Origin of the sequence: Brachyspira innocens ATCC 29796 (genome assembly GCF_000384655.1) — a bacterium.
Taxonomy (GTDB): domain Bacteria; phylum Spirochaetota; class Brachyspiria; order Brachyspirales; family Brachyspiraceae; genus Brachyspira; species Brachyspira innocens.
Map to the genome: position 1 here is coordinate 1 of NZ_ARQI01000090.1, position 22,595 is coordinate 22,595.

A 22,595-nucleotide genomic window follows, 5' to 3' on the forward strand; every position below is an offset into this window, starting at 1 on the left:
GGCTTTTTTATAAATACTAGATAACTATGTTTTCTAGTTTTTTATTTTTAAAATCTTTAAATCAAAAAGAAAGTTTAAAAGTAGGTAGGTAAGTAGTTAACCTACTGCAAGAAATGTGCCAAAAAACTGCATACAAACCTACCCACCTACCTACTAAAAAATCAAATTTATTTTATTAAAAAATTAATTTTAAAAATTTTTTGTATTTTGTTGACTTTAAAATTATTTTGTGTATATTAGTTAATGACCATTAAAATTAAAAAATGCATCAAAAACAAAAGCCTGAGAAACTTTTGCAGCATTGAAGGAAAGAAAATATGAAAGCGGATAGAGGTATAATACTATCTTCTAAAGAGCTGTATGCTCAGAAGAAAAATAACAGTTCTTTTAATTTAATAAGCTTGAAATGCGGTACAAGTGTGAATAACTATCTCTCAAATAGTTTCTTTCCTGCTTGTATTTTAATGGTCAATAAAAATAAAGCCTTGTACCGCTTTCTTATAGATTTTAAAAAATTCGTTAAACTTTTAAGTTTGTCAACCGAATGTGCAAAATAAAAAAACGTATAACATAAAATGCCATACGTTTCATTAAGATATAAATATTCTATATTAAACTTGCTTATTTACTAAAACTGATAATTTTCTATTAACAACATGTTCTTTGCCTTTGTTGTTGTAGCCAACTTTTTTGCTTTCGTTTAGAACTTCTTTCATATTTGCAAACAAGTCTAAAGCTTCATCAAAAAGTTTTGGAGCTAATTTATTGAGATGTTTTAATCTAGCCATTAAAGTAACCAATTCAAGGCGTAATGCAGATATTCTAGCAGTTTTATTAAGAGGTATTCTTCTAATAATATCTGATAATGTTGCTGTTTCGGATAGGTGAGGGAATTTGTTTAATACTATCAAATCAATAATGCTTTCTCTTAATTTTCTAAGTTCATTAGCTTCTGTCATTTTTTCATTCTGATGATCGCAGTATAGATGTATATCCTGCAGTCTAGTATTGATTATAGAATTAACCTTTTTCTCTTCATCTTCTAAGATTATTTTATAAACTTCTATCTCTTTGGAAAGAAGTATCTCTATTTTTGTAAGCTCGTCATATAAGTTAAACATAAATACCACCTTTAAATTAATAGTTACTTAAATTTCTATTAAACTAACTACAAATTAATTATCGGCAGTTATTATGATTACTTTACATAATTTTTTTATAAATATTGATTAATTTTCTACTTCGATAGATTTAATAGCCTCAATACATGTATCTCTGTTTTCTTTTCCAGTATATGTAAACCAAGCAAGAAGTGCTAGCTTTTTAGCAGCAGCAGCAACTGTAATCATATAATCATCATCTTCAAGCTCTTTTTCATATACTATGCTCTGTATATTGCTGCTTTTTACTTTTATATCAAGTTCTTCGCCTTTATCTTCTCCTGCAATGTCTATCTGCTTTAATACATATTCCATAATAACATCAGTTTCTTCATTAGCAAAAGAGTAAACCTGCATTGCTATGTATATATTAATATCTTTAAACTCTATTAAAGTTTTATTATTTTTAAAAATATTCATACGCATAGGAAGGCTTATAGTAAAACCTGCAGCTATAGAGTATCTTGCATTTTCTAATCTGAATCCTATTTCAGCAGAAGGCTGATGAGTATTTTTCTTGCTTCCTATAAATTTTGCTAAGTTTTCATCATCTAAATAATGGGCTATATCTATTAATATGTCCCAAGGGTATTTTAATGAAGGATCTTTTTTGTATGCTTCTTGGAAAGAATACATAATTTTTTTATACATAGTTCTTTCTTTGTTATCAATTATCTCTCTGAAAGGATAATAGAGCCATATCATACTTATAAAACTTTTAAACCAAAATTTGGCATTCATCTCTTCATTATTCCAAATAAAGAACTCTTCAGACATACTAAATCTTACTTCTTCGCTTGCATCTATAAAGTCAGTAAACCAATTTTTACCCCAATATCCCAAAGCAGAAAGTGCAAAGTAGCTTTTTTCTATTAAAGGATAATCATAAGGCATAGATATCATAAAATTACTAAATCCATTATCATGATGGGTTATAAGCATTTGAGCATAATTTGCAAGTGAGTTTATAAAAAACTTTTTTAACTCTTCAAAATTCCTATTTCTGAAATAACCGCTAGGATCTTTATGGGCATCATTTTCTTTAAACTCAATATCAAGTCTTCTAGCTATTCTGTCCAAAACCCCTACTATAAATCTATGATATCCAGCTCCGAAAGTTCCAGTACTTATAGTTATAAATAAAGTATCAGTTTTAAACTCAAAATATATAGGGTCTGAAGACGGGTGAAATGAATATATAAGAGTACTGCCGTCTTCTATTATAGAGAACTCTGAGAGCATAACAAGCGGATTAATATTAACTTCATTTAAAGAAGATACTATAGCTTTGAATAATCTGTCTTGGGTAGGGATAACCCTTCTATTATCAAATCTGGCCGAAAGTAAAAACTCTATATTCATAATTTTTAATAATATTCTACTTATTATAATATTTACAGTATAATATAATAACATTTTTTTTTATTTTAGCAATATATATTTGATAAACTTTTTACATAATAGTAAATAATTATACTATAATTATTTAGTTTTAGGCTCTCATAAATATAAGTATTGTATTCGTAATAATTGATACAATTAAAATATTTTTATGATTAAGTAATAAAAAATATACGCTTTATTACTTGACTTTTTTTATGTATCATGTTAATATAAATACATAATTTTGAAACGAAAGGGCGATTAGCTCAGCTGGGAGAGCGGGTGCCTTACAAGCACTAGGTCGGCGGTTCGAGCCCGTCATCGCCCAATTTCTCTTTCTTCCCGTTCTATATTGATAAATCTTCCTATTAAATATGATTTTTTTAACGATAATGAATTTGAATTAATTTTTAAACTATGTTAATATAATAAATTATGTTAACTAAAAATATATTATAGAGTTAGTAGAAAATATTATGACCGTTTTACAATATGTATTAGTAATAGCAGTTATATTGGCTGTATTAGCACTTATGAGCTTTATCATAAAAGCTAGTTCTAAATACAAGTTTATTATGATAGCATTTATTATAGTAATTGTCTCTTCTATTTCTGCTGTAGGTATTATATATATTAATAATACAAAAAGTATGATGCCTAATCTCTCTCTTAATTTAAAAGAACAGCAAATTCAAGAAGAGAAAAAAAAAGTAAGAAAGGATATTATAATAAGACCTGGTGCTTTGGAAACTATAGCTCTTCATTTAGCTTATTCAAACAGAATATCGCCTCCTATTATTAAAAACAGAGAGCTTGGTTTTTATTTAGACGGTATATGGTTTAATTGGGCTAACGGCAAATTATTAACTGATGAAGATATGTCAAATCAGGATGCATATATACCTTTTGGTTTTTATTCATATACTGTGGACGGAATGCCAGAACTTCAGGAAGAAACTCCTGAGAGAACTAAAGAACTTCAGGACTATTATAAAAAAAGGGTAAATAATACAAAATATATTAATAATAAATTTTTAGATACTCTTTATGACGGCACTAATGAACGTTCTTTGGTGAAGCATATAAGCACAGAAAGTATATTGGGCTATAAAGTAAGAGTGCATGATTATGTATATGAACCTCTTTCTAATGTGAGTATAGAAGTTAAACTAATGGCACAGACTAATCAGGAAGCCAAAGAGTTTTTGGATTCTTTAAAAATTGTAAGCGGATATGTTTGGAAAATTATTTCAAAGAGTGCAAGCAGAAGCTATCATAGTTATGGGGTTGCTTTCGATACTTTGCCTAAAAAAAATAACGGAAAGCAAATTTACTGGGCTTGGACTAGGGTTAATAATAAGGCTTGGTATGCTGTGCCTTATGAAAAAAGATGGCATCCTCCTAAATCTGTGGTAAAAACATTTGAGAAATATGGTTTTATATGGGGAGGAAAATGGCATAATTATGATACCATACATTTTGAGTACCGACCTGAACTTATTATATATAATAATCTTAAAAATGATGAAGATACTGCTTATGAACTTATAGAAAAATATGGTATATTCTAATTCTTAAAGAGTAATTATAACATGACTGACAATATTATATTTAATGAAAATATAGAGCAATTAAAAAAAAATAAATATAATTTTAGAGCTGTAACAAAATTAATTAATTATAATTTAAAAGATAATAAATACCAATTAAAACCTGCAAAAAATAATCTTTTTAGTGTATTTTATAATAATAAACCTCTCACTTCAGCTTATGCTCCTATGGAAGAGGCCAAAAGATTAATAAATCAGTTTGTTAAAGATAATAATGAACATATAGGAATATTTTTGTCCATCGCTTCATTTTATCATATAGAATATTTCTTGTCTTTAAATAAAAATAATAAAGCTATAATAATAGAAAAAGATATTGATATAGTAAAACTTATATTAGAAAATATAAAAGAGAAAAATTTAGAAAACATTATAATAATATTAAATGAAGATATAGGAAGCATATATTCTTTTTTTAATTTTTATATGAATGAAAACGATTCAAAAAAGATTATATATATAAGACATGTAAGAGCTTCAAATATTAATTCTGAAAGTACTAAGTATTATGATGATGTTAATATATGTTTGGCAAACAGTATAAAAGAAAAATTGATGTCTTTAACTTCTAATTATTATTTTGCTCCTATATGGGCACGCAATATATTATACAACATGCATTTTAGCCAAGGATATTCTATAAAAACATATCATAATATTTTAAATAAAGAGATTCCAGTACTGCTTGTATCTGCTGGGGCATCTATAGATAATTATATAGAAAAAATAAGAGAATTATCTAAAACTCATTTTATTATAGTATTGTCTCATGCACTTAATACTTTGATAAAAAATAATATAAAACCAAATGCAGTAGTTTCTACAGACGGTGGTTTTTACTCTTCTATATATCTTACCGAGATCCTAAAAAAAGAAAATAATGATATTAATATATTTACCACTCATAGTGCCTATCCTTATCCTCTTACTCATATTGATGATGAGAGAATATTTTATTTTTCGCATGATGAAAGTCTTGAGAAAATACTTTATCCTATAAATGATGATATGGATAATAATATTTATTTTTATATGGAGGGCAGTGTGGTAATGCCTGCTTTAAGAGTAGCTTATATGCTTAATCCAAAATACATACTTCTTGCAGGATGCGATTTTTGTCATGCCGATGATAAAAGTCATTCATCATATTCAAATGCCTCTGCCTTTGATTATCTAAACAGCAGCAAATTAAAAACTTTTGAAACCTATAAATATAAAAGACTTAATGATAATCAGAAGATTAAATGCTATGATAATATTTATAGAAATACATCTTCTTCTCTTTTAAGCTATAAAAATCATTTTGAAAATTTAGTTTTGGAAATTTCAAGTATGACTGATATTTTTACTTTAACAAAAGAATCTGCTGAAATTAATAATGTAAAAATATATAATGAGAATAATATATTAAATAATAATAATCTTAAAAATATAAAAATAAAAAATTATATAAGAGAAAATATAGATAAAAAAAATCTTATAAAAAAAATAAATGAGTTTATAGATGATGTTAATAATAAAAATAATATATCAGAATTAGGTTATTTAATATCTCCTTGGCATATTGATAAATTTGAAAAATCTATGATAAGCTATGATGAATTAAAAGATTATTTTAATAAATGGTATAATGAAATAAAAAGATTGATTTATTAGAGATTATTTTATTTCTAATATTTTTTAATAAATTAACGAGAATATTATATATTAGTAAACATAATATATAGTTAAAATAAAAAACAGGAGAATGTATGAGAAAAATAGTAATTATATTCATATCTTTGCTTATAATGAGTATTGAGCTTTTTCCTAAAGCTGTAACTACATATTATAATAATTGGAAAGTAAGAAAAATAACTTATGATAATACAGATACAAAAACTGTTACAATGACTATGAAAAGCAATAATGATTTTGAAATATACATAGCTTCAAGGGGCAATCAGTTTAGTATAAGTATTAACTGGTATAAAGATGCTATAGATGAAAATACTCCTATAGTAGAATATAGTTTTGATAATTCAGCGTATAATTCTGTAGAGCCTATTATGAGGTCTTCAAGTGAAAATTTTGATATACTGTATACAATATCTCCGTCTTTCGGAATTATTCAGGAAAAAGAAATTGTTGATTTTTTTAGAAAATTAATAAAAAGTAAAAGCCTTTCTATAAGGCCTAATAATTACGGAGAAAAGTACACTATTAATGTTACAGGTTTAAAAGAAGCTATAGAAGAAACAGATTTTTCAGGTACTTTATTTGATAAATACAAAAATGAAATATTGAGATAATATAGTTATTGATATTTATTTATACTTATGATAGTATTATTATACCTATAACGGGTATAATAAATTAAGGATAAATAAAAATGTTGAAATCTATTAATGTTGAAGAAGCTGTAAACTTGATAAAATCAAATGATGATATTCAGCTCATTGATGTAAGAAGCCAAATGGAAATTGATATGAGCGGAACTATAGAGGGAAGTATATTAGTGGATTTGAATGATCCTAAAAGTGAGAAATTAGTTAATAGTTTAGATAAAGAAAAAAAATATTTGCTTTACTGTGCAAGCGGAAGCAGATCTATATTACTTGGAATATATATGGATAAAAGCGGTTTTTTGAAAGTATATAATTTGAAGGATGCAGGATACGGTCAATTAGCTATTGCTTTAAAAGATATGGGAAAATGATATAAATAAAGTTTAAGCTGTTTTTTATCAATTTTCTTTAAAAATGTTATATTTAAAAGGCAATAATATTAAATTTGAAGGAAATATAATAAAAATGGTTTATGAAATATTTTCTAACAGACTTTCTATAGGCATTATATCATATGTAGTGTTTATTATATCAGCAAGTATGCATGAATATTCTCATGCCAAAACAGCATATACTCTAGGCGACAGAACAGCTATGAGACTAGGAAGGCTTACCATTAATCCATTAGCACATCTTGATATATTGGGTTCAGTTGTTCTTCCTTTGATTGCAGCGGTTACTGGAATTCCAGTTATAGGCTGGATGAAAGCTGTACCAGTCAATCCTCATAATTTTAATAATTTTGAAAGAGATCAGGCATTAGTTTCATTTGCAGGTCCTTTTGCCAATCTTATTATAGCTGCAGTATCATTTATTATAATAAAAATACTCACATTTACAGCAGACGGAACTTTTATAATATATAAAATTATGATGTTTTTAGAGCAGCATGATAATATGCTTACTGATATAATGCTTAATGCTTTGCCTATAGTTTTAACTATGCTTTTCATGTTTTATATGATTAATATAATGCTTATGTTTTTTAATCTTTTGCCTTTTCCGCCATTAGACGGAGGCTGGATACTCAGATTTTTCTTATCGCCTAAAGGAAAAAGTACTTATGATAAAATATATCCTTATGGTTTTTTGATTCTTTATGCTTTATTATTTGCTGGAATATTGAGAACTGTACTTGGTTTTATACAAACTGTTTCTCAGCATATGCTAGGAAAAAGTATTAACATTATATTTTCTATTTAAAATATATTAAACTAAAAATTTTTAAGTTTGTCATTTTTTTGTTGTTCTTTTTTCCGCCTTCGATCTGCGGTCTTCGCAAAAAGAACCTTATATCCTCGACAAGCTCGGATACGCTTCGCGAAAGTGCAAGTATTAAAATTATTATTAAATTGTACTAATTTATGTTTTATATGCAGGATAAGTTACTAAATTCATTTTAAAATGTAGATTTTTTGCTTTTTTGTGGCACTCCGAATGCGGACAGCGTCACAAAAGAACTGTGGGTGTTACGTAGTACGCAGAGCGGTCACGCTGTGTACTTCGTAAGGGCAAAGCCCTGCAAATATCTTAAATTTAAAAAATTAATTTTTTGACAAACTGTATTTGTTTAGGTATATACTATTTCAAAAGTATTTATAATTTCATGTACCACCCATGCAAAGTATCTTCGCTAAAACCACGATAAAAAAATAAAAGCATTAAAAATTAAAACGGTATTATTAGTCATTAATTAATTTTTAAAACAAGTAATTAAAAAATCAAAAATAAATATGCCTTATTGTAAAAAACGCCTTATTAAAGTATGATTTTCTGTAATGAATAGGAGTTTTTTATTATGGCACTTTTAAAATATAGGGATTACGATAAATATGTATTAAAATTTTTTTACGAAGTAAATAAACCAATGCATAGAAAAGATACATATGATAAATTAAAAGAGTATACAAGTACATCTGATGAAGATTTTAATATCATATCAGAAAATGGGTATAATAAATTTAATTCAAGAGTACATTGGTCTTTATACATATTAAAAAAAGCTCAGTTAATAGAAAACGTAGATAAGGGAGTTTATCAAATAACTGACTTCGGAAAAAAATTCTATGAAGAAAATCCAAACTTTGACTTCAAAACTTTAAAAGAAAAAACACCCTATTTAGAAAACAGCAAAAATAATTCTGATATAGATGATATTGAAGAAACAGAAGATGAAAACAGAAACGAAATAGAAAAAAGCATTGAAGAGTATTATGAAAGCGTAGAAAAAGATATACTTGACAGGCTTCAGAGTATGGGAGAAAGCTCTGTTGATAAAGGCACTAAATTTGAGAATATATGCTTGGAACTGCTTGAAAAAATGGGTTATGGTAGAAAGTACAGAACTGGAGGAAGTGGAGACAGAGGAATAGACGGTACACTTACTATGGATAAATTCGGTTTTGACATCATAGGTGTACAATGCAAATGCTATAAAGAAAATAATAAAGTTAATGATACTGAAATAACTAAATTTGCCCATGGGCTTAAAAATGTTAATGGCATAAACAGAGGAATATTTATAACAACTTCCGATTATACTCAGCAGGCTAAAAAGGTTGTAGAAGAATTAAAAGATATAAAAATAATACTTATAAACGGATACAGACTTGCTAAATATATGCGTGAATATGAGATTGGAGTAAAAGTGCTTGAAACTAGAAATATTTATGATGTTATAATTTAGATATTATAATTTAAAAGTTTTCAGCATATGCTATAATAAGTCAAACTTAAAAATCGGAAACATGCTATGGAAGAGTTCAAACTTATAGAAAAAATAAAAAAATTAACAGAATATAAAAATACAAATAATCTAAATATAGGCGATGACTGTGCCGTTATAAAAGATATAAGCCAGTGTAAAGATATTTTGGTAACTTCTGATATATTAGTAGAAAATATACATTTCTCTTTAAAATATTATTCTTTTTATGATGTAGGATATAAGTCTGCTCAGGCAAATATTAGCGACATTATATGTAAAGGGGCTTATCCCAAAAATGCATTCGTATCACTTTCAATACCAAAAAAAATTAATGATGAAAATATACTCGAATGGTACAATGGTTTTTTAGATGCATGCAAACCTTATAATATAGAAATCTCAGGAGGAGATACTACAAGTTCCAATGATTATTTTTTTATATCCATAACATTGATAGGCATTATAGAAAAAAATAAATCTATACTCAGAAGCAATGCTCAAATAGATGATAATGTTTATGTATTAGGCTTTGTAGGTGAAAGTGATTTAGGGCTTAAAAAACTTTTGGAAGGCAATTATGATTATAGCGATGAAAGTATAAAAACGCATTTAAGACCGACACTTTTTTATGATAAATGGCAGGAGATTATAAAAAAATACAAAATAAACTCTTCTATAGATATAAGTGACGGACTTTTACAAGACGCCTCTCATATTGCTGAAAACTCTAATAAAACTATAGAAATATACGGATCTTCCAATTGGTTTTTAGTTAATAGATTTTTTGATAAAGAAACTACAGAAATCAAACAAAATAAAGTATTAAAATCCATTCTTACTGGCGGAGAAGATTATGCTGTTATATTCACATCAAAAGATGAAATACCAGAAGAAAATAATTTAATAAAAATTGGTAAGGTAAAAGAATATTCTAAAAGCTTTATAAAGTTCATAGACAGTAGTAATAAAGAAGTACATTTTGATTCATTGGGTTTTGTACATTATTAAATTATTAGTTAATATTAACATAAATAAACTTGTAAAATTAGTTTTTAATTATATACTATATTGCAGTTGATATTAAATAATTTAAGGAGATAGAATATGAAAGAAGTAGTTATAGCCAGTGCGGTTAGAACACCTATAGGAAAATTTTTAGGTTCATTTTCTAATACATCAGCTGTTGAATTAGGAACTATAGCAGTAAAAGAAGCTTTAAAAAGAGCAAATATAAAACCAGAACAGGTTGATGAAACTTATTTTGGATGTGTTATACAGTCAGCCCTTCTTCCCAATGCAGCAAGACAAATATCTGTAAATGCAGGAATACCTGTAGATAAGCCTGCACTAACAATAAATATACTATGCGGTTCTGGACTTAGAGCAGTATCAATGGCAGCACAGATGATTAAAGCTGGAGATGCTGATGTAGTTGTTGCTGGAGGTACAGAAAATATGAGTATGGCTCCTTACACTTCAACAGGTATGAGAATGGGGGCAAGAATGGGTGAAACTAAGATGCAGGACACTCTTTTAAATGATGCTCTTATTTGTGCTTTTGAGCATTATCATATGGGAGTTACCGCTGAAAATATTGCAGAACAATGGGGAATTACAAGACAAGAGCAGGACGAGTTTGCCTGCAGAAGTCAGAACAGAGCAGAAGCTGCAATAAAAAGCGGAAGATTTAAAGATGAAATAGTACCTGTTACAATAAAAACTAAAAAAGGTGAAATAGTAGTTGATACTGATGAACATCCTATTTTTGGTACAACTATGGAAACTTTAGCTAGATTAAAACCTGCTTTCAAAAAAGACGGTACAGTTACAGCTGGAAACGCTTCTGGTATTAATGATGCTGCTTCTGCTTTAGTAGTAATGTCTAAAGAAAAGGCAGAAGAGTTAGGAGTTAAACCTATGGCTAAAATATTGGGTTATGCTACACATGGAGTTGAACCTAGAATAATGGGTATAGGACCTATAGAAGCAAGCAGAAAAGCTTTAAAAATGGCTAATCTTAAAGTAGAAGATATGGAATTAATAGAAAGTAATGAAGCATTTGCTGCTCAGTCCATTGCTGTTGCTAGAGAGTTAAAGTTTAATATGGATATAGTTAATGTTAATGGAGGAGCTATAGCTTTAGGTCACCCAATAGGTGCTTCAGGAGCTAGAATACTTACTACTCTTTTATATGAAATGAAAAAAAGAGGAAATAAAAGAGGACTTGCTACACTTTGTATAGGTGGCGGTATGGGTACTGCTTTAGTTGTAGAGATGTAATAAATTATATAAATTTCATAATAATAAAGGGTTAAAGCTTAATTGCTTTAGCCCTTTTATAAAACTATTTAAATTAATCTTTTATGTATAAACTTATAAATATATTATACATATACTTGCATATCATAAAATTAATAATAAATCCAAAACAAAATTATATTAATTATTAAGCTTGTTTAAAAACTAATTCTTTTGTAAGTACTGTTAATACCAATTTCTATGATATCACAGAAAGCATGATTATTATAAATATTATAAAAATACTTCTAATAAATACATATATTTGACGATAATTCATACTTATAAATAAAGGAAATATTTTTATGCTTAAATACGATTCTAAAGAAATACTAGATTATATAATAAAATGCAGAAGACAGTTACATATTATACCAGAAATAGGAAATTATCTGCCAAAAACGAAAGAGTTTGTAATAAATGAACTCAATAAGTTTAAAAATATTAAATACACAGAAAATAAAAAAGACTCTGGAATAATAGCCTATATAACAGGCGAAAATAATACAAAAACAGCGGCATTGCGTGCCGATATGGACGCTTTGCCTATAAAAGAAGAAACAAATTTTGAATACAAATCCTGCAATGGCAATATGCATGCCTGCGGACATGATGCTCATACTGCTATTCTTTTAGGAGCTTGTAAAATACTTAATGATAATATAGATAAAATTAAAGGAAATATTAAATTTTTGTTTCAGACAGGCGAAGAGACTGGAAGCGGTGCTAAAATAATGATAGAAGAAAATGCTCTTAAAGATGTAGAAGCTATATTTGGAGTACATGTAGGAAGTTTTGCCCCAGAAGCTCCTAACGGTGTTTTTGTTATACAAGAAGGTCCGATACTTGCATCTACTGACAAAATAGTTATAAAAATAAAGGGAAAAGGAACACATGGGGCTTATCCTCATGCTGGAAGCGACCCTATAGTTATGGCTGCTGAAATAATAAATGCCCTTCAAACAATAATTACCAGAGAAATAGAGGCAAGTGAAACTGTTATACTATCTCTTTGCAAAATTAACGGAGGAAGTGCATTTAATATTATACCAGATTCAGTGGAAATAGAAGGAACTATAAGGACTTTCAGTAATGATGTACGTGAGTTTTTTATAAAAAGAATAGAAGAAAAATCAAAACTTATAGCACAGTCAATGAGAGGCGAAGCTGAAATCAATATAATAGAATATTCCTGCGTTACATACAATGACAGAGAAATAACAGAAAGTATAAAAAATGAAGCTTTAAAAATATTTTCAAAAGACGCTGTATGGAATAAATATTATAAACCTAGTTTGGCTGGAGAAGATTTTTCTTATTATACAAAAGAAATTAAAGGCTGTTTTGCATTATTTTCAACTGTTACGGATAAAAAAATTCCAAATCATAATAGTAAATTTGAGATAGATGAAAGCAAACTTAATATGCCTTCAGAACTTATGGCTAATTGGGCTTACAACTTTTTAAATAGCTGATATATGTATAAAAACTTGATTTAAGCATTTATTTTTATATACTACTATAATATAGTATGTAAAAAAGGATTTATTTATGTCAATTAATCAAGAGTTAGCAAATATCATTTCAAATTTGGACGATAATAGTCTTTTAAACAATTCTCTTCAAATAAAAGAATTACTCTATTCAGGTGCTGTACTTGATGATGCTTTAAGCGAAGCATTATTTGTTTCATCAGTAGAATTGCTAGAAAAAATAAAAACAAACCCTAATGACTATACTATAAGCAATGAACAAATTGCAGCTATTAATAATATAATAAGCAAAATGGAATTGTCATTTATGGATTTAGAATAACAAATAATATTTATTTTTTTATAAATCCAGATACAAAACCTTTTATAAAGAAAAAGCCATAAGTTAAATGCGATAAAAATATACCTATAGCCTTACAAAAACCTTTTATAGGCGATAATGTACTAATCCAGCTGCCTATCAGACATAAACAGTAAAAACTATGGGGAAAAAGAAGCAAAGCTAAAAATATATTTTTATTAATAGTTGGTATATAATTGTTTAAAAGTTTTGGCAAATCAAAATATAATGCAAAAGGTACAAATATAGTATAGAGCAAAAACACCGAAGGTATAAAGTATGATAAACTTAAAGAATTTCCGCCAAACCTTTTTACAAAATATCCTCTATGCCAAGCATAATTTTTTAACTGCTTAAAATGCCCGAAAAATAAATCTCTTCTATGATGATAAACCAATGCTTCAGGGGTATAAAGTATTTTTTCATTTGCTTTCATAATATTGTTACAAAGTATTGTATCTTCCCCTGGCCAGTATTCGCTGTCAAAGCCTCCCACTTTGTCATAAAGCTCTCTTGTAATAATAAAATTACAGCTTGGATAATCATTAACATACTGCACCTTATCTGGTATATATCTAGCTTTATGCTTTCCGCTCATAAGTGATGAACTGTAAATAAGTCCGCTTATCTGTTTTGAAAAATTATCTTTATTGGTATTAACAGCAGGTCCTCCAAGAGCATAAACTTTTTTACTTTCCATTGCTCTTAATGCATTCAAAAGCCAATCTTTTTCTGGATATGTATCATCATCTAAAAATGCTAATATACTTCCTTTTGATTTTTTTACTCCCATTGCTCTTTTTATAGCAGGCGGAAACTCTCCCGTTTCTATAATTTTTATTCTATCATCTTTGAATAATTCTATATCAATCTCATCATCAGCATATTTATCTGGAAGTATTATCACTTCAAAGTTGGTATATATTTGCTCAAGTAAATACAGTGTTTCTTCTTTTATATAGTCATTAATTTTTTTTAAAGGTATTATAATACTTACAAGAGGTTTCTCTTTAAGCTCAGAAAATAAATCTCTATAAAAATGAACTATATTAAGCCTATAAAATATTGCCAAAGTATCAATAAAAGTTTTCCATAGTATTGGAAACTTAATAAATCCGAAATGCCTATTAGGATTAACTATAACAGGAGCAGATACTATTTTTTTACCGTTTGAATTGCATGCCGCTAAAACTTCCAAATCATAAGCAAATGCCTTTACCAATATTCTAGGAAAAATATTTATAATAGCATCTCTTTTGAAAAGTTTTAATCCAGTCTGAGTATCCTGTATAGGAAGATGAAAAAATATTTTAACAAACATAAAATATATAAAAGATATTAATTTTCTTATATTAGAATAATTGACTACAGAATCTTTATGTCTTTTAGAGCCTATAACAACATCAGCATTTTCTTTTTGCATAATAGAAAAAAAGTTCTCAAGCTGCGATGGGTCTATCTCCATATCTCCGTCACAAAATATGATATACTCACCATTAGAAACTTCGCATGCTCTTTTTAAAGCATGACCTTTTCCCTGATTTTCTATTGAATAAACTCCTATTATATTTTTTAAGTTTGAGTTTTTATTATTTTCTTGAAAGTTTGAGCATAATTTTTTTATTTCTTCTTTAGAATTGTCGCTGCTTCCGTCATCAGAAATTATTATTTCAAAGTTCATTAAAAATGGTGAAACTTTATCTATAAGTATATTAATATTTTTTTCTATTGTATTTTCTATATTGTATACTGGAACTAATATAGACACTAATTCTTTTATCTTCATAACTTTACTGCTTATAATTGTTTTTTAATTATTAAAAATTTAAGATATTGTACAATTATACAAAAACAATGTATTTTGTAAAGGGGGAATATAAAGTATTAATAAATAATGATTTATGATAATTTTAAATATGGTTTATATATAAATAATAAATTTTATACCACGCGTTAAAGCAGCCCTATAAATAAGACTAGTCAATAATTACATAATCTCACTATAAATTAAAATTTTGCTTAACGCGTGCTGTTAAAGTCTAAAAAATTTAATAAACGCTTGGGGGGCGTCATTTTTACACATTCAGCAATAAAAATAAATTGAATTATTATAACAGAGTAAAATCTAAAATTTTAAAGGGCGGGGAGTTAGAATAAATTTATAAAAATATTTTTATAAACTTTTCCCGCCTCAAAATAACAAAAACTATTTTATTAAATTTAATTATAAAATAGTTTTTAAAAATACAGAAATCGCTATATGATTAAATAATGTTCAAAATTAGGTTTTAAGGCAGATTAATAATTTGAGGGTCAGTATCTTTTTTTTCAACAAACCAGTCTTCTTCACTATTAGGATCCATTTCAGCTATTTTTTCTAAACCCATACATATATATGTGCCTTTAGCAGTTACAGCAACTTTATCATCATTAAGAAGTATATATCCTTCACCCTCAAATATCCTTCCGTCTCCTGAAGTTATTTTTCCTATTATTCTAATTTGTTCATTAATAGGTACTGGTCTTTTATATTTTGTAGTAAGAGTCATAGTAACGCCCCATTTATCATCGCCTGTATAGGGCATCATAGCCCTTCCTATAGTTTCATCTAAAATGGCAGCAAGTATTCCTCCATGAACTCTTGAAGGATATCCCTGATGAACATCTTTAAATGTTACTAAAGCACATAATGATTTATCTTCTAGTTCATAAAACTCAGCTTTCAAACTCAAATCATTTTTAAATCCGCATACAAGACACATTCTTGAATTATTCTGTTTGTTTAATACCTTTAATTCCATTAAAAAAACCTCTATAATATTATTTTATATTTTAAACTACATATTAATACTTTTATACAAAAATACAATATCACTATTTCTGTATTTATCAGTTTTATAAAAATAAACATTATAAAACCTTTTATTTGGTTGACAAAAATGTAAATTAAATTTAATATTAAAACAGGTTATGTAACTAGGAGGATATTATTATGTCTAAAGAAGTATCAGCTATGTTTTCTTTTTTGCTAGGACTATCTACAGGAATAGCATTAGGTGTATTGTTTGCTCCAAAAGCAGGCGAAGAAACTAGAGAAGATATTAAAGAAACTATGGACAATATCAAATATAAAGTAGATGATATTTACCATAGAAGCGTTTTGAAAACTTCAGAGTTAGTAGAAAAAGGCAAAGAAAAAACTAATGATTTTCTTGAAAAAAGAAAAAAAAGAACTGCTGAAGAAACAGAAGAATAATAAATAATTATGCAAGATATTACATTTCAAATTAATGTTATAGCTATCTCTTTAGCTTTTATAGCAATAGCTACACTTATATTGGTGCTGGCTATATTTTTTGTTTTACTTGCTGGTTATTTTAGATTCACTAATAGATTTGACAGAATATTAGAAAATATCGAATCTATTAGTGAAAAAATTAATAATATAGCTAGTACGGCAGATGAAGGAGCAAACAAGGCTAAAGGTACTTTGGATAATATTCATGAAGTTATTAACAGCATATCAGGCAGCGTTAATAATTTTAATTTAATGACTAGAGAATTTGCTAATAATTTTAGTATTATCAATATATTTAAATCTATATTTAATTTATTTAGCGGTAAAAATAAAAAAGATTATACAGATGATGATGATGATGATTTTTAATTAATAGGACTTGGCTTTATTATGATAATAAGAAAAATATTTTTTGTACTTTTTTCTATAACTTTATTTTCTTTATTTCTATACTCTGAAGATACTAATTGGGTAATCAGGATAAAAGACGGTCAGGGCAATGTAAAAAAAATAATGACCGCTCAGGACTGTATGTCTGAAATATCAAATCTTATGATTTTTAGAGGTGCTCCTGCCGAAGCAGTAGAGCTTCTTCTTACAAATGATTTTCAGTTATGGCAGTTTGCATCTCAGCTTATAGAACAGGAGCTTGTCTATATGAAAGCAGTAGAAGAGGGTTATGATAAAGACGAAGATGTTTTAGCTCTAATTTCAAAAGAAAGAGATAATCAGTTATCACAGCTTTATATGCAGGAAAAAGTGGCAGATGATTTTGCTGTTGTTACTGATGCTGAAAAGAGAAAATTCTTTAATGATAATAAAGCAAGAATACAGGCATCTGTAGGAAGGTCTGTAACATATGAGCAGGTAGCTATGGACATAGAAACAACAATACTTCAGGAACGTATGCGTAATGAGTATGATAAGATTATAGCTGCAGCTCAAACTAACTATAATTTAAAATATTCTGTTACCTCAGATCCATGCATTACTATAGATGATAAAACAGTTCCATTATCAGAGTTTAATGATATGTTTAATGAATCTATAAAACAGGCTGGAGCAAATATACCTGCCGCATTAAGAATACAGGCAAGAGACGGTATGTTTAAGGCTTTTGTAGCAAGAGAAATCATGCTGTATGAAGCTAAAAAAACAGGATTTTATGATACACCTCAGGCTAAAGCTATAGAAAATTTCCTAACACGAAGTGCCGTTACAGCCAATTATGTAGATAAAACTATAAGATCTACAATTCCAAAACCTACAGAAGAAGAGATCAATTTGGCCTATGAACAATATGGAAAAATGTATAATATAGATTCTCTTCCATATGCAGATGCTCAAAAAGCTTTAGAAACTATGGTAATAGAGGCTAAAACTCAGCAGAAATACCAAATATTAGTTACTGATTTACGCTACAGATACAGCATAGAAAAGAACCTTGATTTACTATTAAAAAAATAATTCCAGACAAAAGTTTATGAGAAATAGATTATCTGCTATATATTTTGTATTGTTTATATTATTCTGTTTTTCTCAAACTTCTTTTGCAAGAAGGAATGACTTTTCTTTTGATATATCGCCTCTTATAGAAAAAAATAAAATGTTTTCTGCAGGTATGGGAGGCATATTTTCCGAATATAATTCTTGGTTTAATACAAGATTATATACTTTAGACCCTTACAATGAGAATATCAGCCGAAGAGATATATATTTTACATTTATGCCGTATTTTAGTGTAAGACCTATAAAATATCTGGAATTAGATGTATCTGCCAGCTTTATATATCAAAGACAGGACTCAAGAAATGACATAACAAGTGCAACTAATATGTCCGATTGGTTCGGTTTTGATTCTATTAATGCCTCTGTAAAAGCTACATTTTTGGACTGGTATTTGTCTATAGGAGCTAAGGTGGGATTAAGCTATACTTTTAGAAAAAATAATTTTTTATACGGACAAGTGAAAGATCCGCTAAACATATATGCTACAATAATGCTTGCTGGAATTCCTAAAGTAATACCTGTTAATTTTTTATTTGCATATACATTTGATACCAGAGATAATCTTATGGAAGATATACTAAAAACAGGAGAGATAGTTGGAGGTATTGAAATAATAACATCACCTTTTATTACATTGTATACTGGAGTAACCTATGTATTTCCATATACAAAAGAATCGGAACTTACTTATTTAGAACCTTTTGTAAAGTTCAAAGCTACAATATCAGACTTTTTGTATATGACAGTATCATATCATAAAGTAGTATGGGGTAAAGGATATGCACCTAATACATCTACATTCGATTTCTCTATAGAATATATGTTCTATTCCCCTAAATGGGACTGGTGGCATGTAGTAAAACAAAAAGAAGAATAAAAATAATAACAGACTTGTCTCAAAAACTTAATTAATAAGTAATGATTTTGTGTTTTATACAGTTTATATAAAAAATATTATTATAATTTTTATTTATAGTGTTTTTTTATTATAACTGTTGTTTTAAATGTAATATTATCTAAATAAGATATAAATATGCACTCTTTCCCGAAGTGTGCCTTTGATAGAAGATTTGATGAAATATCGCAGAGCTGTTACACTGTTTACTTCGTAAGGAGAAATCCGCAGACATTAAAAACAAAATATGATTTTATTTTTGACAAATTATAGTTGTTTATGATAACTAAAGGCATGCATTTATATACATGCCTTTTTTAATTATTAAGGTTTTTATGCATTATTATAAGCAGGTTCTGTATTATTGTTTTCTTCTTCTAATGCTTTTCTTTTCATTTTCTTGTAAATATAAATATACATAACTGTAGCTAATGCCACACTTACAATATCAGCTATAGGCTGAGCCCATATAATACCGTTTATACCAAATAATTTAGTACCTATAAGTATTGTTGGTACAAATGCTATACCTTGTCGGCTTAATGAAAGTACTAGTGAAGGTATAGATTTTCCTAATGCTTGGAATGTAGACATAAATACAAATTGGAAACCTATGATAGGAGCTATAGCATAACTTGCTACTAAAAATTTTACTCCGTAATCTATAACTTCTTCATTATTAATAAATACTCCTACAGACCATCTTCCAAATATTAATGAAAGCCCTAGAAGTAAAAATCCTATTACCACACTTACAACGCATGATATTTTTATAGCAGCATTCATTCTTTTGTAGTTTTTGGAAGCAAAGTTGTAGCCTACAAAAGGCTGAAGACCTTGAGAAAGACCTATAAATACAAGTATAACAAGTGTAAATATTCTCTGAGCTACTCCAAGTCCAGCTACTACATTATCACTGTATCCAGCAGCTAAGTTATTTATAAGTATGTTTGAAGCACTCATAAGTATGTTATTGATAGAGACAGGTATTCCTATAGAAAATACATTGATAATTATATCTTTATGCATAGAAAAATCTTTAAAATGTATTGATAGGAAAGATTTTTTTCTTAGTATATGATATATGTAGTATACAGTAGAGCAGGCATTACCTATTATAGTGGCAAGAGCAGCACCAGCAACACCCATATTCATATAAAGTATCATAATAGGGTCTAATACTATATTAACTACAGTACCTATCATCATACCAATCATAGCTTCTTTTGAAGAGCCTTCAGCACGTACAATCTGTCCCATAGCCATTTGATTTACTACAAAAGGAGCCTCGAATGCCACTATCACTAAATAATCTTTAGAAAATTGATAAGTATTAGGGCTTGCTCCTGATATTTTTAGTATATCTTTCATAAATATGAGATACACTGCCATAGAAATAAATCCTACTATAATACTTGCATAAAAAGCAAAAGAGGATATTTTTTTTACGCTTTCATAATCTTTAGAACCTAATTTTCTTGATATATAAGAGCCTCCTCCTATACCGAAAATATTACCGAAAGCCATAAGAAGCAGATATATAGGCATACAAAGCGATACAGAAGCTACCTGATTAGGATCCCCTGTCTTTCCTACGAAAAAAGTATCTACCATATTATAAAAAACATTTACTAACATTCCTAGTATAGTCGGAAGTGCTAGCGTCATTAGAGCTTTATGTACAGGATAATTTTCAAACAATTCGATTTTTTTATCTGTCATTTGTTAGTACCTCCTAATTTTTTAATTTAAAATATATAGTATACTATATATTAAAATTTATCAAGCAATATATAAGAAGAAATTTCTAATTTTTTTTCAAAAAGTTATTAATTTTTCATCTTTTTATATGGATTATTAGCCATATTTAGAGATTATCATGTAAAATATGTTTTATTATAAATTAAAATATATAAAGAAATTTATTTAGTCATTATAATTTTTATAAAAAAAGAGGGATTATTAAAAAATAACACCTCTTTATTCTATTTATTTAATAAAAAATTAATCTCTTCTTCTTTGTGCAAGCATTAAAAGTCTTAAAAGTGTAAGTATAGCACTAACAGCAGCAGCAACATAAGTTAAAGCAGCAGCAGATAGTACTTTTTTAGCTCCGTCGAGTTCTTCTTGGTCTAAAAAACCGCCCTTATCCAATATTTTTATAGCTCTGTTTGAAGCATCGAACTCTACAGGCAATGTAACAAGAGAGAAAAACACAGCAAATGCAAAAAGTATAATACCAGCCATCATAATGTAGTATGAGAAACTTCCAGCTCCTCCTATCATAATACCTATAAGCACCAAATAAGGACCGAATTGATCTCCTATAGCACATAAAGGATAAAAACCATTTCTTATAGAAAGCGGAGCATATCCTCTGTTATGCTGTATAGCATGTCCTACCTCATGAGCAGCAACTCCCAAAGCAGCAACATCAGTACCATCATAAACACCAGAAGAAAGTCTTAATACTTTTGAAGAAGGATCATAATGGTCTGTTAAAGTTCCTCCTATTCTTTCTACAGGAATATCTATTCCATATCCTTCTAAAATATACCTTGCAGTTTGAGCACCAGTAATTCCTCTTTTATTTTCAACTCTGCTGTATTTAGCATAAGTAGATTTTACTTTCATCTGAGCCCAGAAACCCAATATTAAACCTGGTATAAGTATCCATATATATCCGAAATAATATTCAAAATATCCAAACATTAAAGAACCTCCTATTTTTTTAGTATTTTTCATTTGTTTATTTTTTATATATTATAACATTTTTTTATAACTATGTTAATAGCATTTTGTAAAAGATAATGATTAAATGTTTCAAAACAGATTTATGTGTAATTTTAGTATATCTATAAACAAATATAGTTTGTTAAACTTTAGTTATTTATTAATTTGATTATAATTTATTTATAACATAATATATTTTTGTAAATTAGTAAAATATGTTTTAGATGTATAGTAAATTAGTTGTTTTGGTATAATAAATATGTAATCAGCCGCATGTACATTGTACCAGCCGTGAGGGGTTGCAGTGCGGGGTGGTGGTGCGGCTCGCACAAAAAAGTTACTGTTTGTAGGCTTGTTTTGTAAAAAATGTTTGTTTAGCTATATAGGGTGGGCGGGCGGGTGCAATAGATTGTAAAAAAAGTTTACGTATTATTTCTGGGTTAGTTTTTGAGTTTGGGTTGGCTTTTTATTTAGTTTATTTTTTATGTTGTGCAATCAGCCGCACGTACAGGGGACGTTTGGTAAGGGTTAGCGTTGCCGTGCGGAATGCCCCTACGGCGAGTAGTTGATTTTATATTGAATAACTTTATAATTAAAATATGAATAAAAAAGAAATTATTAATAAACTTACAAATAATAATAAAAATATTAAATATTCTTATTTTTGTAATATTGTTGAAGCTTTTGGTTTTGTGTGCAAAAGGCAAAGAGGAAGCCATAGAATATATTCCAAAATAGGAGTTAGTGAGCTAATTAATATACAAAATGTTAATGGTGAGGTAAAACCTTATCAAGTTAAGCAGTTTTTATCTCTTGTTAAAAAATATGGTTTGGAGGAGTAA

Annotated in this window: 22 protein-coding genes and 1 tRNA gene; 17 read left to right on the forward strand and 6 right to left on the reverse strand. The window is 28.0% G+C overall.

Going from position 1 to position 22,595, the window contains the following annotated elements; genetic code table 11:
• Positions 1 to 317 precede the first annotated feature (317 nt).
• On the forward strand, positions 318 to 557 hold the full coding sequence (locus tag F811_RS0103965; RefSeq protein ID WP_020003995.1) for a hypothetical protein: 240 nt from the start codon (positions 318 to 320) through the stop codon (positions 555 to 557).
• A gap of 54 nt (positions 558 to 611) precedes the next feature.
• Here F811_RS0103965 and flgN read toward each other — a convergent pair whose 3' ends face one another.
• A complete protein-coding gene (flgN, locus tag F811_RS0103970; RefSeq protein ID WP_020003996.1) occupies positions 612 to 1,121 on the reverse strand; it encodes a flagellar export chaperone FlgN in 510 nt (169 codons plus the stop codon).
• A gap of 108 nt (positions 1,122 to 1,229) precedes the next feature.
• On the reverse strand, positions 1,230 to 2,522 hold the full coding sequence (locus F811_RS0103975) for a hypothetical protein (protein ID WP_026364335.1): 1,293 nt from the start codon (positions 2,520 to 2,522) through the stop codon (positions 1,230 to 1,232).
• Positions 2,523 to 2,798: 276 nt separating this feature from the next.
• Here F811_RS0103975 and F811_RS0103980 point away from each other — a divergent pair.
• From F811_RS0103980 to F811_RS0104030, 11 genes are all read left to right on the forward strand, one after another.
• Positions 2,799 to 2,871: transfer RNA gene (locus F811_RS0103980), tRNA-Val, on the forward strand.
• A 148-nt stretch (positions 2,872 to 3,019) separates the two neighbouring features.
• Complete coding sequence (locus tag F811_RS0103985; protein WP_020003998.1) at positions 3,020 to 4,114, forward strand: M15 family metallopeptidase; 1,095 nt, start codon at positions 3,020 to 3,022, stop codon at positions 4,112 to 4,114.
• Between the two features lie 21 nt (positions 4,115 to 4,135).
• Positions 4,136 to 5,809 carry a motility associated factor glycosyltransferase family protein gene (locus F811_RS0103990; RefSeq protein ID WP_020003999.1) on the forward strand — a complete coding sequence of 558 codons (1,674 nt, stop codon included), beginning with the start codon at positions 4,136 to 4,138 and terminating at the stop codon, positions 5,807 to 5,809.
• A gap of 95 nt (positions 5,810 to 5,904) precedes the next feature.
• Entirely contained in the window at positions 5,905 to 6,444 is a 540-nt protein-coding gene (locus F811_RS0103995; RefSeq protein ID WP_020004000.1) for a hypothetical protein, read from the forward strand.
• 80 nt (positions 6,445 to 6,524) lie between these two features.
• Positions 6,525 to 6,851 (forward strand): rhodanese-like domain-containing protein, encoded by a 327-nt coding sequence (locus F811_RS0104000; protein WP_020004001.1) that lies wholly within the window; start codon positions 6,525 to 6,527, stop codon positions 6,849 to 6,851.
• A gap of 94 nt (positions 6,852 to 6,945) precedes the next feature.
• A complete protein-coding gene (locus tag F811_RS0104005) occupies positions 6,946 to 7,683 on the forward strand; it encodes a site-2 protease family protein (protein WP_026364336.1) in 738 nt (245 codons plus the stop codon).
• Positions 7,684 to 8,278: 595 nt separating this feature from the next.
• Positions 8,279 to 9,166, forward strand: a complete 888-nt coding sequence (locus F811_RS0104010; RefSeq protein ID WP_020004003.1) for a restriction endonuclease — start codon at positions 8,279 to 8,281, stop codon at positions 9,164 to 9,166.
• A 66-nt stretch (positions 9,167 to 9,232) separates the two neighbouring features.
• Positions 9,233 to 10,195 carry a thiamine-phosphate kinase gene (gene thiL, locus F811_RS0104015; protein ID WP_020004004.1) on the forward strand — a complete coding sequence of 321 codons (963 nt, stop codon included), beginning with the start codon at positions 9,233 to 9,235 and terminating at the stop codon, positions 10,193 to 10,195.
• Between the two features lie 96 nt (positions 10,196 to 10,291).
• Positions 10,292 to 11,467 carry an acetyl-CoA C-acetyltransferase gene (locus F811_RS0104020; RefSeq protein ID WP_020004005.1) on the forward strand — a complete coding sequence of 392 codons (1,176 nt, stop codon included), beginning with the start codon at positions 10,292 to 10,294 and terminating at the stop codon, positions 11,465 to 11,467.
• A 323-nt stretch (positions 11,468 to 11,790) separates the two neighbouring features.
• Complete coding sequence (locus tag F811_RS0104025) at positions 11,791 to 12,960, forward strand: M20 metallopeptidase family protein (protein ID WP_020004006.1); 1,170 nt, start codon at positions 11,791 to 11,793, stop codon at positions 12,958 to 12,960.
• Positions 12,961 to 13,036: 76 nt separating this feature from the next.
• Positions 13,037 to 13,300, forward strand: coding sequence for a hypothetical protein (locus tag F811_RS0104030; protein ID WP_020004007.1), 264 nt, complete (start codon positions 13,037 to 13,039; stop codon positions 13,298 to 13,300).
• Positions 13,301 to 13,310: 10 nt separating this feature from the next.
• On the opposite strand, the gene F811_RS0104035 is transcribed toward F811_RS0104030, so the two are convergent.
• Together F811_RS0104035 and F811_RS0104040 are read right to left on the reverse strand one after the other, a co-directional pair.
• A complete protein-coding gene (locus F811_RS0104035) occupies positions 13,311 to 15,104 on the reverse strand; it encodes a glycosyltransferase family 2 protein (RefSeq protein WP_020004008.1) in 1,794 nt (597 codons plus the stop codon).
• A 502-nt stretch (positions 15,105 to 15,606) separates the two neighbouring features.
• On the reverse strand, positions 15,607 to 16,119 hold the full coding sequence (locus F811_RS0104040; protein ID WP_020004009.1) for a PaaI family thioesterase: 513 nt from the start codon (positions 16,117 to 16,119) through the stop codon (positions 15,607 to 15,609).
• 191 nt (positions 16,120 to 16,310) lie between these two features.
• Here F811_RS0104040 and F811_RS0104045 point away from each other — a divergent pair, with 191 nt between their 5' ends.
• From F811_RS0104045 to F811_RS0104060, 4 genes are read left to right on the forward strand one after another with little or no spacing between them, the layout of a single operon-like run.
• Entirely contained in the window at positions 16,311 to 16,574 is a 264-nt protein-coding gene (locus tag F811_RS0104045) for a YtxH domain-containing protein (RefSeq protein ID WP_020004010.1), read from the forward strand.
• 9 nt (positions 16,575 to 16,583) lie between these two features.
• A complete protein-coding gene (locus F811_RS0104050) occupies positions 16,584 to 16,985 on the forward strand; it encodes a hypothetical protein (RefSeq protein WP_020004011.1) in 402 nt (133 codons plus the stop codon).
• 21 nt (positions 16,986 to 17,006) lie between these two features.
• On the forward strand, positions 17,007 to 18,083 hold the full coding sequence (locus F811_RS0104055) for a hypothetical protein (protein WP_020004012.1): 1,077 nt from the start codon (positions 17,007 to 17,009) through the stop codon (positions 18,081 to 18,083).
• A gap of 16 nt (positions 18,084 to 18,099) precedes the next feature.
• Positions 18,100 to 19,002 (forward strand): hypothetical protein, encoded by a 903-nt coding sequence (locus F811_RS0104060; protein ID WP_020004013.1) that lies wholly within the window; start codon positions 18,100 to 18,102, stop codon positions 19,000 to 19,002.
• A 351-nt stretch (positions 19,003 to 19,353) separates the two neighbouring features.
• Here F811_RS0104060 and F811_RS0104065 read toward each other — a convergent pair whose 3' ends face one another.
• Both F811_RS0104065 and F811_RS0104070 read right to left on the reverse strand, forming a co-directional pair.
• Entirely contained in the window at positions 19,354 to 20,742 is a 1,389-nt protein-coding gene (locus F811_RS0104065) for an MATE family efflux transporter (RefSeq protein ID WP_020004014.1), read from the reverse strand.
• Positions 20,743 to 21,024: 282 nt separating this feature from the next.
• The gene (locus F811_RS0104070) at positions 21,025 to 21,732 is read right to left on the reverse strand and encodes a zinc metallopeptidase (RefSeq protein WP_020004015.1); all 708 of its coding nucleotides are present in this window, start codon (positions 21,730 to 21,732) and stop codon (positions 21,025 to 21,027) included.
• A 620-nt stretch (positions 21,733 to 22,352) separates the two neighbouring features.
• On the opposite strand from F811_RS0104070, the gene F811_RS0104075 reads away from it, so the two are divergent.
• Positions 22,353 to 22,595, forward strand: a complete 243-nt coding sequence (locus tag F811_RS0104075; RefSeq protein ID WP_020004016.1) for a type II toxin-antitoxin system HicA family toxin — start codon at positions 22,353 to 22,355, stop codon at positions 22,593 to 22,595.